This window comes from Methylotuvimicrobium sp. KM2, from assembly GCF_038051925.1.
In the GTDB taxonomy this organism is placed as follows: domain Bacteria; phylum Pseudomonadota; class Gammaproteobacteria; order Methylococcales; family Methylomonadaceae; genus Methylotuvimicrobium.
The window spans coordinates 4,663,989-4,678,500 of the sequence record NZ_CP150634.1 but is presented as its reverse complement, the minus strand read 5'-3'; the positions used below and the strand labels follow the sequence as shown (position 1 = coordinate 4,678,500).

The 14,512-nt window shown below is 52.2% G+C and carries 11 protein-coding genes and 1 pseudogene; 4 read left to right on the top strand and 8 right to left on the bottom strand.

Going from position 1 to position 14,512, the window contains the following annotated elements; genetic code table 11:
- The first annotated feature begins 9 nt into the window (after positions 1–9).
- A complete protein-coding gene (gene cysI, locus WJM45_RS19770; protein ID WP_341326733.1) occupies positions 10–1,716 on the top strand; it encodes an assimilatory sulfite reductase (NADPH) hemoprotein subunit in 1,707 nt (568 codons plus the stop codon).
- A gap of 94 nt (positions 1,717–1,810) precedes the next feature.
- On the opposite strand, the gene WJM45_RS19765 is transcribed toward cysI, so the two are convergent.
- The 8 genes and pseudogenes from WJM45_RS19765 to WJM45_RS19730 form a co-directional block, all read right to left on the bottom strand.
- Positions 1,811–2,167, bottom strand: a complete 357-nt coding sequence (locus tag WJM45_RS19765; protein ID WP_341326732.1) for a hypothetical protein — start codon at positions 2,165–2,167, stop codon at positions 1,811–1,813.
- A 309-nt stretch (positions 2,168–2,476) separates the two neighbouring features.
- Positions 2,477–3,427 carry a DUF4340 domain-containing protein gene (locus tag WJM45_RS19760; RefSeq protein ID WP_341326731.1) on the bottom strand — a complete coding sequence of 317 codons (951 nt, stop codon included), beginning with the start codon at positions 3,425–3,427 and terminating at the stop codon, positions 2,477–2,479.
- A 23-nt stretch (positions 3,428–3,450) separates the two neighbouring features.
- Positions 3,451–6,345 carry a Gldg family protein gene (locus WJM45_RS19755; RefSeq protein WP_341326730.1) on the bottom strand — a complete coding sequence of 965 codons (2,895 nt, stop codon included), beginning with the start codon at positions 6,343–6,345 and terminating at the stop codon, positions 3,451–3,453.
- Positions 6,335–7,306, bottom strand: a complete 972-nt coding sequence (locus tag WJM45_RS19750) for an ATP-binding cassette domain-containing protein (protein ID WP_341326729.1) — start codon at positions 7,304–7,306, stop codon at positions 6,335–6,337. The genes WJM45_RS19755 and WJM45_RS19750 overlap by 11 nt, the downstream gene beginning before the upstream one ends.
- A 764-nt stretch (positions 7,307–8,070) precedes the next feature.
- Positions 8,071–9,171 carry an MJ1255/VC2487 family glycosyltransferase gene (locus tag WJM45_RS19745; protein WP_341328982.1) on the bottom strand — a complete coding sequence of 367 codons (1,101 nt, stop codon included), beginning with the start codon at positions 9,169–9,171 and terminating at the stop codon, positions 8,071–8,073.
- Positions 9,145–9,447: pseudogene (locus WJM45_RS19740) on the bottom strand (phosphatase PAP2 family protein); the annotation flags it as partial. The gene WJM45_RS19745 and the pseudogene WJM45_RS19740, both read right to left, overlap by 27 nt.
- A gap of 550 nt (positions 9,448–9,997) precedes the next feature.
- Complete coding sequence (locus WJM45_RS19735) at positions 9,998–10,228, bottom strand: hypothetical protein (protein WP_341326728.1); 231 nt, start codon at positions 10,226–10,228, stop codon at positions 9,998–10,000.
- Positions 10,229–10,231: 3 nt separating this feature from the next.
- Positions 10,232–11,029 carry a UDP-2,3-diacylglucosamine diphosphatase gene (locus tag WJM45_RS19730; protein ID WP_341326727.1) on the bottom strand — a complete coding sequence of 266 codons (798 nt, stop codon included), beginning with the start codon at positions 11,027–11,029 and terminating at the stop codon, positions 10,232–10,234.
- A gap of 217 nt (positions 11,030–11,246) precedes the next feature.
- On the opposite strand from WJM45_RS19730, the gene WJM45_RS19725 reads away from it, so the two are divergent.
- The 3 genes from WJM45_RS19725 (at position 11,247) to ppnN (ending at position 14,044) form a co-directional block, all read left to right on the top strand.
- Entirely contained in the window at positions 11,247–12,107 is an 861-nt protein-coding gene (locus WJM45_RS19725) for a DUF3014 domain-containing protein (protein ID WP_341326726.1), read from the top strand.
- 65 nt (positions 12,108–12,172) lie between these two features.
- On the top strand, positions 12,173–12,412 hold the full coding sequence (locus tag WJM45_RS19720) for a hypothetical protein (protein ID WP_341326725.1): 240 nt from the start codon (positions 12,173–12,175) through the stop codon (positions 12,410–12,412).
- 261 nt (positions 12,413–12,673) lie between these two features.
- Entirely contained in the window at positions 12,674–14,044 is a 1,371-nt protein-coding gene (ppnN, locus tag WJM45_RS19715) for a nucleotide 5'-monophosphate nucleosidase PpnN (protein ID WP_341326724.1), read from the top strand.
- The last annotated feature ends 468 nt before the right edge of the window (positions 14,045–14,512 follow it).

The following is a 14,512-nucleotide window of genomic DNA, read 5'->3' as shown; positions in this document are numbered from 1 at the left end:
GATACAAAAATGACCGACGTGTCTGAGGAAGAATTGAACAAACGGGTCGAAGTGGAACGCATCAAGGATGCCAGCAATTATCTGCGCGGCAGCCTGGTGGAAAGCCTGAATAACCCGTTGACCGGCGCGCTGACCGATAGCGACACTCAACTATCCAAGTTTCACGGCATTTATCAGCAGGACGACCGCGACCTGCGCGACGAACGGCGCAAACAAAAGCTGGAACCGCATTACCAATTCATGGTTCGGGTCCGAGTCGCCGGCGGCATTTGCACGCCGGCGCAGTGGCTGGAGATGGACCGTATCGCCACTACCTGGTGCAACGACAGCATACGCTTGACCACGCGCCAGGCGCTTCAGTTCCACGGCATCCTTAAACGCGACCTGAAACGCAGTATCGCCGAAATCAACGTCTCGCTGCTCGACACCATCGCCGCCTGCGGCGACGTCAACCGCAATGTCATGTGCAGCCCGGTGCCGGAACAATCCCGGTTGCACGGGGAAGCCTACGAATATGCCCGCCGCATCAACGATCACCTGACCCCGAGAACGACCGCCTACCATGAAATCTGGTTGGACGAAAAGCTGATCGATTCCAGCCGCCAGGACGAGGAACCGATCTACGGCAAACATTATCTGCCGCGTAAATTCAAGACCGCAATCGCGGTGCCGCCCGCCAACGATGTCGATATTTTCGCCAACGATCTAGGCTTCATCGCAATCGCCGAGAACGACCGTCTGGTCGGTTTCAATGTCACGGTCGGCGGCGGCATGAGCCTGACCCACGGAGAGCCGAACACCTATCCGCGTTTGGCCGACGTGATCGGCTACTGCCCCAAGCATAAGACACTGCAAGTCGCCGAAGAAATCGTCAAGATCCAGCGCGACTTCGGCGATAGAACCAACCGCAAGCATGCGCGGCTGAAATACACCATCGACGACCGCGGCGTCGACTGGTTCAAATTCGAATTGAATCGTCGCCTAGGCTGGCAACTGGAAGCGCCGAGAGAATACACGTTTGAATATTCGGGCGACCGCTACGGTTGGATCAAGGGCGTCAACGACACCTGGGATTACACCGTGTTCATCCAGAACGGCCGTATCGCCGACGAAGATGCGCCCGTCATGACCGGGCTACGCGAAATCGCCAAGGTCCATGACGGCGACTTTCGGATTTCACCGAACCAGAACCTGATCATCGGCAAGGTCAGCGATCACAACAAACCGGTAATCGAATCGCTGCTGCGCCAATACGGTTTTATAGAACCAGGACAGCAAAGCGGGTTACGCTTGAATGCGATGGCCTGTGTAGCCTTTCCGACCTGCGGCCTGGCGATGGCCGAAAGCGAACGTTATCTGCCGGCTTTCCTCGACAAACTGGAGCCGCTCCTGCAACGGTTTGGCCTGGAGAACGACCCGATTTTGCTGCGCATGACCGGCTGCCCAAACGGCTGCGCCCGCCCTTTTCTCGGTGAAATCGGCCTGGTCGGCAAGGCGCCGGGCAAATACAATTTGTACTTAGGCGCCGGATTTCAGGGTCAGCGCTTGAACAAGCTATATCGGGAAAATATCAATGAGGAGCAGATTCTGGCTGAATTAACACCGTTACTGCGGCATTATGCCGACGATCGCCAAGCCGGCGAACGTTTCGGCGACTTCGTGATCAGAACCGGCTATGTCGAAGCGATGATAGCGGGGCGGGATTTTCAACGTTGAATATCGAAGTCAAAACACCAAAGCTTCGATCAAAGGCATTGGCTGCCGAGGCATAAAAAGGAAAAAGAGGTAGGTTGAATTATTGACCCCCTTTTCATATTAGTGCATCAGCTCGGTTCTTGATTCGACCAAGGCGGACAAGGCGAGCAGCAATTGCTCCCTGAGTGCGGCCGTGTTTTTGTGCGATATCTTTGATTGGGACGCGTGAGTCGAAAAGAGTAAGAAGCTCTTGGTCTTCTTTCTCGGACCAAGAGCGGCCGGCATTGTCGGGTAACGACTTGGTGCGCTCAACGCGCTTTGCCGCACTGTCAAGGGCTTTAATGGCGACAAAGAGTGCGCGGATTACCTGAGGACGGTTGAACGTGCTTTGCTCGGACAGTATTTCTCCAGTCTCAGGATCAATACCATTAGCAAGCGCGTCAATGATTTTCTTGGCTTCAAGCGGTGACATATGAACAGGCTCCTAAAGTGCCCGGCTATGTAATCTTGGACAAATCAGTTTACAAGTAGCCGTTACCATTTTTTTAGGCGCTTTTGAATTGAAAAATCGAGCATATTTGCCTCGAAAATTCACGATTGACTGCAAATTTAGATCGAGGTGTTTATATATCGATAGTCCGCTGACTTTAGACGGTAATATTTTCGGTGTCAAGCTCAAGACGCTCGACGGCAGAGAGCAAATATACCCAACGGACATGAGAATTTAGATGGATTTTGAACAATCAGACATAAAAAAGCGGGCCGAAGCCCGCTTTTACCTTTACTGAGCCGGTTGCTGGCCGTTCGTTTTTGGTTCCTCCTCTTTGGCCTCCTGCTCGGCCTGCGGCTTTTCCTTGAACAACTGCGCCGAAACGACGCCAGCGATTCGATCGTAATCGAACTTGGTTATCGTAAACACCGTTTTTCGATCGTTGCGGCTGACGTAATAGTCGTCGCCGTCCTGTACGAACCGGTAGATCCACTCGCCGTTCTTGTCCTTGACTTTCAGCGTTTTGACTTCCTGTTCGGGTGCTTTGTCGGCGATGCCGTCGATTTGCAGGGTTTCGAGCGCCGTGGCCAATTTGAGCGTTTTGTCTTGGTCCAATTCGCCGCTTGGCGCGCCTTCGCCCGTTGCGAATCGCCACAGTGCTTCGGCCTTTTCGATCGCGAAATCAGCGCCTTCGATGCGTTCGATTTCGCCGGCTCTCAGCAACGATTTATCGAGCCAGTCTTGACTTCTGACCGGCAGTTCGAAACTGTTCAGCGCGATCGTATAGATCGCATCGTCGCCTTTTTTACGGATATGGCTCTTGCGAAAACCCGGCGAAGTGCCGAGCAGGGCTTCGTCGGTCAAGGATTCGCTGTTGTATAGTTGGATGCGGCGCTGAAAGCTGTCGTCGGCGACTTCGAAACGTTTCAGGCTCGCCGCGGTCGTCGCGACCGGCCAGTTCGGCGCGAACGAGGCCAGGTTCGACAGCAGGTCCTCGATTTTGCCGGATTGAGCCGGCAATTGTTCGAGCTCCGGCAACTGCCAGCGGCCGTCCTGTTTCGCGAGCGTGATGCTGTTTTCGCTGTCGCTCAGCACGATCTTGTCGATCGTCTCCGCTTGAAAATCGAACAGCGGTCCTTGGCGCGGATCGCCCAGGCTCGGTCCGCCGGCCCAAAAAACGACCGCCGCCAAAATGAGCTGGAAGGCCAGCAGGCCGCCCAGCCAGTAATGTGTTTTTGACATATCGAATTCTCCGTTGGCTCGAATTAATCGGTCAAAAGTTGCAGATAGGCTTGTTCCCGCGCTTTTTTACGCTGCCGCTGAATCAATGCGACCGCGACCAGCGCGAGGGCCGCGAGGGCGTAATTCAGATATTCCCAGAACAACTGAACGCCGCGTTCCATCGGCGGCAGCGTGCGGTTGAAATGTCCGCGCGAGCGAATGCCCGACAGGCCGGCATCGTCGTCGAGCGCCCATTCGACCGTATTCGCGGCCAGTTGCAGACCGTTCAGATATTCGCTGCCGCTTGCGGCGCCGGTCATGCGGACGACCTGATCCTGCAGGAAGTCGTTCGAGGCGATCAGCACGATGCGCGCCGATTCGGGCGAACGTTCGATCACACCGGAAACGACCGGTTGCATGTCGCTCTCGGTTTTTTCGCCGCCGGCTTGAGCATCGTCGGATTTGGCCAACAACGGCGAGTCCTTGCCGGCAAAATACGAGTCGAACCGTCCCGATACGACCGCGCCGAGCAGATGCGAGCCGGTTTCGCCTTCAGGCCGGTAATTCGTCTGACCGTCCGGACCGAGCTTCGGCATCACGTCCATCGATGACGACAGCCAGGCTTTGTCGGAACTGCGCATCAATTCGGTCACGGTGCGGCCCTGCTGTTTTTCGTTGTCGACCGTGATCGGCGATGCCCATGGCAGCGTCAGTTGCGGCAGGTCGACGGTCACCGGATGCTCCCGGTTCAAGCCCTTGCCGCGAATGTCGATGAAATACGGATAATCGAGCATGCGCAATTCCTGAACCATGAAACCGCCGACCGTGCGCGCGACCGGTACCGGAAAGGCGGCGTTTTGCGGGTCCATGACCAGTTTGTCGGCGATGCTCAGACCTTGATGTTCGAGCCAATCCTTCAAGCCGCTGCCATATGGCGCGAGGCTCAATTGGCGCGCGCTCAGGTTTGCGCTGTACGGCGAGGTCGCCGCGATCACGGTACCGCCTTGCATCAGGAATTGGTCGACCGCGAACAGTTGTTTTTCGTTGAGTTCTTGAGGCGCGGCCAGCATCAGCACGTCGGCTTCGGCGGAAACCGCGCCGGAACTCAAGTCTTCGCTGCGCACATTGAGATCGGTGCCGAGAAATGCTTCGAGCTGTTCGAATTGCGGACCGCCCATGCCGAATTGGCCGAAAGCCTGACCGCCTTGCGGCGCGACTAGCGCGACGGTTTTCGTGAAGCCGCTCGCGAAACGCTTGATACCGGCTTCGAGACTGCGTTCGAAACCCGCTTCGGTCATGTCTTCGAGCGGAATTTGCACGATTTGGTCGTCTTTCGCGAGCGTCAAATAGAAGTAAAAGCCCCGATCGGCGAACAGACTCGCGGCCATCGGTCTAAAACCGTAATCCTTCGCGATTTGTTCGGCGACCTTACCGCCGTCGGCTTCGGGGTCGATGAAGAGCGCGGTCAGACTTCCGCCGGAATCGGACTTGAATTTGTCGACGACTTTTTCGACCGTTTGCCGGAATTCGGAGAGCGGCTTGGGCAGCGCCGCATCGTCCGAGACATAGCCGGTAAAGGTCAGATCACCCTTGACGGTATCGAACAAATTGCCGCCCGATTGATAGGCGGTCAGCACCTTTTTGATCGCGCGCGTCAGATCGTGCTCGGGATTGCGCAGTCTCACGTCGAGCTCGGTTTCGCCGCGTTGCTTGACTTCGATCAGATCGCGAAAGCTCAAAATCTGATATTCGCTGCCGTATTGCACCAGCACGTTGAAATACGAACTGACGATAGACGACTGATAGCGGTCGGCGACTTGAAACGGCACCGGTTGTATGCCGTATTTCCGGTTGGCCTCTTCTTCGAGTTCGGGATGCGCGGCCGGATCGATGATTTCGACGCGCACCTTGCCGCGTCCGGCGATTTCATATTCGCGCAGCAAGTCGCGCAGTTGCGGGACCAGCGGCGACAACAACGGATGCGTCTTGCTGCTGAAATACGCACGCAGCAGCAAGGGTTCGCGCAATTGTCCGAGATAGTTTTCGGTGACGCCGGAGATCGAATAGAGTTTGCCCTCGGTCACGTCGACGCGCCACGATTTCAATTGGCCCAACCACAGGTTGCCGGCCAGCGCGTTCGCGAGCAGCAAGACCGACAATGTGCGCCAGAGTCTGTGATGCGGCGTGCTTTCGCCGGTCGCCCAGCGTTCGCGTTCGAGTACGAAGGTGTTCAGCGTCAGAAAGACAGCGATGAGGCTCAGATAGTAATAGAGATCGCGCAAGTCGATGACGCCGCGCGTGATCGATTCGAAGCGCGCGCCGGTGCCGATCAGGCGCAGCCATTCGCCGGCCTGCGTGCCGAAGAAATCGGTGATGACGCGCGTGCCGAGCAGATAGAAAAAGCCGCAGACCAGCACCGAGCTGATCAGGCTGACGATCTGGTTATCGCTGCGCGCCGATACGAACAGGCCGATGCTCAAGTAGGCCGCGCCGAGCAAGAAGGTCGCGAGATAGCCGGCCCAGACCGGTCCCCAGTCCAGTTCCGCAAGCAGCGATACCGTCAACGGCAGCGGCAGGGTCACGAGCAGCGCGACCGCGAGCAGGCCCAGGCAGCCCAAAAACTTGCCGGCGACGAAATGCCACAACGGCACCGGCTGCGTGTAGACATGCTCCAGCGTGCCGGTGCGTCGTTCCTCGCTCCACAACCGCATCGTCAAAGTGCTGGCGAGAAAGATCAACAAGACCGGCATCCATTCGAACAGCGGCCGTACGTCGGCGATGTTGCGCGAGAAAAACGCCTCGCCCCAGAAAAAGATGAACAAGGTCACAGCCGCGAAACTGCCTAGAAACAAATAGGCGATCGGCGACGCGAAAAACAGCGTGATCTCTTTCGCGGCGATGCGGCGTATCAATGGATTGTGTCGGACATCAGGCTGCATGGCTCAATTCCTCCGTTGACGAGGCGTTCGTGGGTGCCTCGCTGACCTCTCTGAACAGGGTTTCAAGATCGCGCTGCTCGGACTGCAGGCGGTACAGTTCGGCGCCTTTCGAGACGATCGCTTTCGCGAGACTCGACAAAACGGCATTGCGGTCCGCGTTTTCATTGATTTGCAAGCGATAGTGACGGGGCTTTTGACCGTTAGGGTTGATTTCCCGGCTGTCCGAGACGCCGTCGAGGGTTTTGATCGTTTCGACGAGTTCGTCGGGCTCGAGCGATGTCGACAGCAACACGAAATTGCTGTGCCGCAATTCGTCGAGGCGTGCGTCCACGACTAGCTTGCCGCCCCGGACGATCAACACACGGTCGCACAGGGCCGCGACTTCCTGCATGATGTGCGTCGACAGAATCACCGTCGCGGTTTTCGCCAGTTCGCGGATCAATTGGCGCATGTGTTCGGTCTGCGTCGGATCGAGACCGTTGGTAGGCTCGTCGAGAATCAACAATTTCGGATTGCCGAGTATCGCCTGCGCGATGCCGACACGTTGTTTGTAGCCGCGCGACAGCGTCGCGATAGGGGAAAGCAGTTTCGGGCCGATCTCGGTGGCGCGGATCGCGCGTTTCATTTCGGAATATTTCAAATCGCCCTGCAAACCTTTGAGCTCAGCGGCGTAATCGAGATAATCGGCGACGATCATTTCCTGATAGACCGGCAGGTTTTCCGGCAGATAGCCGATGTCTTGCTGCACGAGCTTTGTGTTCAGCGGCAAATCGATGCCATCGATGCGAATCTCGCCGGCGTTCGGTTCGAGATAGCCGCTCAGCATTTTCATGATCGTGGTCTTGCCGGCGCCGTTATGGCCCAGTAATCCGACGATCTCGCCTTGACCGATGCTAAAGCCGACCTTGTCGACCGCGACAAAGTCGCCGTAGCAGCGCGTTAATTGGCTGACTTCCAGCATGGTGTTCTCCGTTGATGGTTAATTAATTTTGTCGGTGCCCCGTTTGTTCAACGAGCGCGAAGAATCGGGCAAGAAGGAGGAGGGCGCGGCGCGCGTTTTGGATTATCCTTGAGTAAACACATGGCAATCGCTATAGGCGTTCGGATATGAAGTTCGATAATTATTCTCGACTAGATTCAAATCATCACGAATTTAGGGGCGCTTGAAATTTTTTCAAGGGTTTTCCAGAAAAAGGGGGGCCGGTTCTGATGTATCCCCACAAAACGATCGTTCCCATGCTCTGCGTCAATGCCATTAAGTTAAGGTCCTTGGAGTTTTACTCGCCTAAGAGTGGCTGGGGGAGATTTTTCCTCGTTCCCATCGCTCCAGCGTGGGAACGCATACCGATCTGGTTTCGACAGCCAAGGTACGGATTCCCATGGAGGACCGTGGGAACCAGAAAAGGCTTAACTTAATGGCAGTGATGCTCTGCGTGGGAATGCCGCTTTAGACGCTCTGCGTCGACTGCGGCAGGCAATCGGATTAAGAAACTGCAGAGAATGTATCGTTGTTCTTGTCGGGATTATCGACCTTTGGGGACGCAGAGCGTCCCGGGATGCATTCCCACGCAGAGCTTAGGAACGATGATAAAAATCAATATATCTATCAATTTTCAGCCATAGCAAATTGTTTTATTTGGCTATTTCGTGGGGATACCTCAGAACCTGACCCTATTTGTGTTTCGGTCAAAACGTTCGATTACAGGACTAAAGTGCGTTTTGCTTTTATCTTGTATTAATGGGCTTGGTTTGCAATACGTCAACGCCGTCCCATACCCCTTCGGTAAATGCCATGTCCAATTCCGGCATGCCGTCTTTTATCCATTGCACGATAATTTTGGCGACATTCGGGTAAGTGATGCGTACCGCATGCGGATTGTGCAGCCAGTTTTCGATGACGGCGACATCCATGTCGAACATCGTATGGCCATAGCCGAGTTGTTCGAGCGCGGCAGCGTTGGAAATTTGCTCCATTTGCGCGTGCAGGGGTTTGGCGAGAATTTTTTTACCGAGTTGCAGCGATTCGCTGGCCAGCTCGAAACCGGCATTACTAATGATGCCGGCGCTATCGTACAAGTCTTTTTGAAATCCGTCACGCGATAGCGGCTTGCACATAATATGAGGATATCTCGATTCAACAGGTTGCGGCGCGTAAATATGAAATTCGAAATTTTCGAATGGGCACAAATACTTGATGACTTCGTTTTGATCCTCGAACGGCAGATAGACTATGATTTTACGATCGACGATCGACTTGGGAAATTCCGGCGTTTCAATGATAGGCGGTAGAATCGGCTGGCCGAAATGGTGCCAATGCAAGCCAATGCCTTGGTCGGCTGGAGCGAAATATTTCATCACTTGGTCGGCGATCGGATCCGAGCCGGTTTTAGGAATTTTATGGTTGAATGCATACTGATGGCCGATACCGAGTACCGGTATTTTTTGCTTTTTGGCGGCCCAGGCCGTCACCGGCTCGAAGTCGCTTATCACCAGATCATAACCCTTTAAATCCAGAGTATTGACATCTCTAATGAAACGAATCGGCCGGGCTTGCAATGCGGTTTTGAGGTAATTGACTTGCCCTTTTTCGGTGTTGAAGGTTAGTCCTTCTTTAAGCTGATAACCGTTAAACACTTCCATGTCGAAATATTTGTCGGCGGAACGGCCGCTGAATTGAAACGTAACCTCAAAACCTTGGGCGTAAAGTTCTTTCGCCATGACTCTGGTGCGGGTGATGTGTCCGTTACCGGTGCCCTGTACTCCATAAAATATTAATAAGTAATCCAAGCTGAAAATTGCTGTGCCGACGCCTATTGCGGCGCCCATTAAGGTATCGGTTGGGAAATGCACGCCCAGTACCACGCGTGAAAAACCGACCGATGCCGCCCATAGATAAAGCGGAATCAATAAGACCGGTATGAAAAAACCAATTAAGGTCGCCATCATGAAGGCTGCGGAAGTATGTCCGGACGGGAAACTGAATTGATCCGAAGGAATAATGGCGCTACGAAAATTTTCCAATGCCGCTTGCGGACGATTACGTTTAAAACTATTTTTGAGAACAAAATAAATCGGACGTTCTATGAGAAACGCTAGGGCCATGGCTTTAAACAGCGGCGATTCGCTACCACTTTCCCAATACAGCCACGCGGCCGCTAACACATAAAGTATGCCGTCGCCGGTTTTCGAAATATAACGGCAGAGACGAACCAGATGCGTGTGTATGCTCACGTTATTCAGCCAGGTAAACATGAATACGTCGCATTTGTGGATCGAATAAATTAGTTTCATAGTCTTGCCCTCGTTAGTTGCCATACGCGTCGACCGCGACAGCGTAAGGCGGTGAAAATCATCGATTTTCCATTGATGTTTTGCTCCTTAGGATTTCGTGATAAGCAACGTCCGGGAACTATGAGCTATGTTGAGGGTTCGCTAACTCGCTTGACAGGACGCCGTGAATACGTCCTTGTAGGCTTGACGGCGGCTTTCCCTGCCGCCGACACCCGCCAATCGAGTTACCGAGCCCTCCGTAAAATAGGGAAGTTATTTACGACCAAATCCTTAATTGCTGGGCGAAGCTTAAGGCTGCTCTGTGACAATTAGATGAAGATTTGTTTAAGATTTGATGACAGCAAGCCGAACTGAGATGGCATTAACGAACCTTGCGGCGTAGAGCGCGACCCTTGCGCCAGACGTGTGAACTATGGCGGTTTTTCTTGAAGAGTCTGATAATGGTACGTTTGATTTGGTTCGACGCCTTGAGCATGATCGACAAGCCGATGACCATGGTCGGCAGACCCAGCGGAACCGGTAACGGAAAAAGGATGAGCCCGGCGGCAAAGACAGTGCCGCCGACCGACATGAGAATGGTTTTTTTGAGCACTGATTATGCCGCTTGCGCAAGTCCGGTGGCTTCGCTGACGGCATCATCGAGCAATACATGGCTATCTTCGAGCCAGCGTACGATACTGAGTGTTCCGTGCTCATCCTCGGTTAGCGCGGTGCAACTTTCGACCCAATCGCCGCAATTGCAATAAGTTTTACCGAATTCCATCGTAGCGATATCGGCATGATGAATATGGCCGCAAATAATGCCGTCCACTTTGCGTTTTTGCGCCTCAAGGCTCAAAATGTGCTGATAATTGGTCATAAAGCTGACTACGTTTTTAACTTTGTGTTTTAAAAACGCGGACAAAGACCAATATTTGTAGCCCAATCGAGTGCGGACGGCATTGAACCAGCGGTTGACCAGCAACAAGACTTCATAGGCTTCACCGCCGATATAGGCTAGGCTTTTGTTATGACAGACGATGCTGTCAAACTCATCGCCGTGCAAAACCAAAAATTTACGGCCGTCTTCGGTGGTATGGACAGCATTCAGTTGAATATCGATGCCGTTGAAATGCATGCCGGCATGCTTGCGAAATATTTCGTCGTGGTTGCCCGGAATATAGATCACCCGGGTGCCGTTTTGCGCTTTATTGATGATGCGCTGTACGATATCGCTGTGCAGCATCGGCCAATAAGCGCCGGTTTTGAATTTCCAAAAATCGATGATGTCGCCGACCAAATACAAATAATCGGATTCGGTATGATCGAGAAAGTCGCGCAAATATTCGGCTTTACAACCCCGGGTGCCTAAATGCGTGTCGGATATCCAAATGGAACGGTAATGTAGTTTCATTGCAATAGATCCCAAAAACGGTACATGGCGGCTAAACTACCGGGATAATGTTACAACTTGTTAACCGTTCGATGACGTTTCCATGAAAGACTAGGGATTTGATAGGCTACCCGCAAAAAACGTCTGCTATCCGGGAATTTCGAGTTGTGTTTGACGAAAATATGCCAATTCGAAGTATTCCTGAGATGAAAATACATAATGATAAAAGGGGGAGAACATGGGACGCTATGATTTGTATCAACGAAGAAAACCGATCGGAATGATCGTTTTCTTGTTAATACTGCTATTAATTATTGCCGGGGGCGCATGGCTATATTGGCGTTCGACGCAGACGATTGAATCTGATGTAGGTTTAGAAACTTATGAGTTGCCGGTTCCCTCGGCAACAAAACTTGATGAGACATTAGTGCCCGATTTTTTGTCGGATAACGAGTTAAAAAAAGATATCGAACAAGCCGATACAGAAGAAACGGCGCCTACAGTTGTACCCAGTCTTAAAGAAAGCGACGGCTTTATCGACGAAAAATTGACCGAGTTATCGCCTGAACTTGCCTACTGGTTGAGATCGGACGAACAGATTCGTAAGATTATTCTGATTATCAACGACTTTTCTCAAGGTCAGCGCCTTCATAAGCATATGCGCTGGCTCAGCTTGGGTGAACCGTTCATTGCCGAGGAAGACCCACAAGGACTTTATCTTCCGTCCAAAAGTTATCAGCGTTATAACGCGTTCGCCGAAGCAATCGATTCGATCAACGTCCATGATATTTTGGCGCTTTATCAAGAAATCAGGCCGCTTTGCCAAGAAGTCTTTGCACAATTCGGTTATCCGGACAGTTATCGATTAGAGGACTTGATCAAAAAAGCAGGCGCCGAAATTTTATCGGCACCGATCGTCGAAACGCGAATTGCACTGGTGAAACCGTCGGTATTGTATCAATTTGCCGATAAGGATCTGGAAGCGCTTAGTCCCGTTCAAAAACAAATGCTCAGAATGGGGCCGCAAAATACCCGTATCATTCAAAATAAATTGCGTTTATTGATCGAGGCTTTGATAAACATGAATGATGCGAATTAAAAATGCCGGATTTAACCGATTAGCCTACGATAAACACTTCCTGACGATTAACCCCGACATAAACGATGACTGATTTATTACCTCAATTGCATATAGCCGGCTTGGTTGTGCTAATTCTACTGGTTATGTTATGGACATTACTGCCGTTTGCCGTGTTTGGTATCAAAGCGAAGCAAGACCGGCAAACGCGTATTTTGCGATCCATTTTAAAAGAACTACGCACGCTTAATGCCGGGCAGACGCCAGTTGAAAACGAAATACCCGAACAAGAAATAAGCAGCGAAAACAAGAATAACGGTGATTGATTCGGTAAATTCGCGCAGCCCATATGCTGAGCCACCGCCACTGATTTTTTGGTATACCTCTCGGACTTCAAGTTTTGGCATTAGTGTACAGAGGCAGAGGCTCCGGGGTGACCGTCGAAGACCCAGCACCTAAAATCCATAGGTATTTGGCTATGATACAGAAATCATGGTTCAGTTAGGTGTTGGATGAATTATCCAAGACAATTAGCCATAGCCTATGGACTATATTTTAAGAACACCGCAGCACATCCTAAGGAAAATATGAAACACGATGTCGTAGACGCAAGAATTTCTCCGGCCGGCCACTTGGCCGTTTTGTCCAAAACCGAAGTCAACAAATTACTCGATACCAGTCAAGGCGGGCTTTACCGTTTACTACACAATTGCTCGCTCGCGGTGTTGAATTGCGGTAATTATATGGATGACGGCAAGGAACTGCTCGAACGCTACAAATCCTTTGAAATCCGAGTTATTCAGGAAGAGCGAGGCATCAAACTCGAAGTAAAAGGCGCACCGGCCACCGCATTCGTCGACGGCCACATGATCAAAGGCATCAAAGAACATTTGTTTGCCGTTTTACGCGATATTATCTATGTCAGCGACGAGATCAACGATAACCCGAAATTCGATTTGCAAAGCTCCGAAGGCGTGACCAATTCGGTTTTTCATATACTGCGCAATGCCAATATCTTGAAAGCCGGCAAGCTGCCCCAACTGGTGGTTTGCTGGGGCGGTCATTCGATTTCGCGCGAGGAATACGATTATTCGAAAGTGGTTGGTTATCAAATGGGCTTGCGGGGACTGGATATTTGCACCGGCTGCGGCCCCGGCGCGATGAAAGGGCCGATGAAAGGCGCAACGATTGGTCATGCCAAGCAGCGTATCGGTACCGGGCATTATATCGGTATTACCGAGCCGGGCATCATCGCTGCCGAAGCGCCGAATCCGATCGTTAACGATTTGGTGATCATGCCGGATATCGAAAAACGGCTCGAAGCCTTCGTCAGGGCCGGCCACGGTATCGTCGTATTCCCGGGAGGAGTCGGTACGGCCGAGGAAATATTATATTTATTGGGCATTTTGCTGCATCCCGACAACAAGGACATTCCGTTTCCGCTAATCTTTACCGGACCGGCAAACACCGAGGAATATTTCAAGCAAATCAACCGTTTTATAGGCGAGACCTTAGGTCTGGCCGCGCAACAACGTTACAAAATCATTATCGACGATCCGGCCCGGGTCGCGCGAGATATGAAAGAAGGTATGCAGCGGGTGCGCGAATTTCGCCAGCAGCGCGAAGACGCTTATTATTTTAACTGGGGTTTAAAAATCAGCCCCGAGTTTCAACAACCCTTCACTCCGACCCACCAAAGCATGGCCGCCCTGAAATTGCATAAAGATCAGGAAAGTCATCGTTTGGCCGCGAATCTGCGCCGGGTGTTTTCCGGTATAGTCGCCGGCAACGTTAAAGATGATGGAATTAGAGCGATAGAACAGCACGGCCATTTCGAGATTAAAGGAGATGCCGAAATCATGGGGCCGGTAGACGAATTGTTGAGCGCGTTTGTCAATCAACAACGCATGAAGCTGCCCGGCAAGACATATAAACCGTGTTACCGCATCGTTAAATAAACCATCGAAGTTGCCTGATACCTTGTCGATGCCATAGTTTTCCTGATTACGTATAAGCTTCAGCCTATTTGAAGTCCAGACAAGGTTTTGTGTCGCTATCGCGACGTTTATGTGGAGTCGGTTCGCGGACCGACAGCCGCGATACTTTTCTTTGCTTGTCCAAAGAAAAGTATCCAAAAGAAAAGACACCCGGAGGCCGCTGTATCCTGCGCGCTGACGATTTTGCCGAGGGTTTTCGGAAGGGCTATCCCTAGCCCTCCGAAAACGAGCGGCATCCCTGCCGCTCCCCTGGCGGGCTATTCTCGGCAAAATCGTCAGTGCTCGGCGCGGCCTAACGGGACCCGGGCGGGAGCTCTAAGCCAAAGTAAATTGGCTGAAGGTTCTAAGTAATCATGATAGTTTTAGAGACTAGGGCTTGGCATGAACGGTCTATATCAAATTCTAAGCGCTCTTTTTACTGTGAAAGTT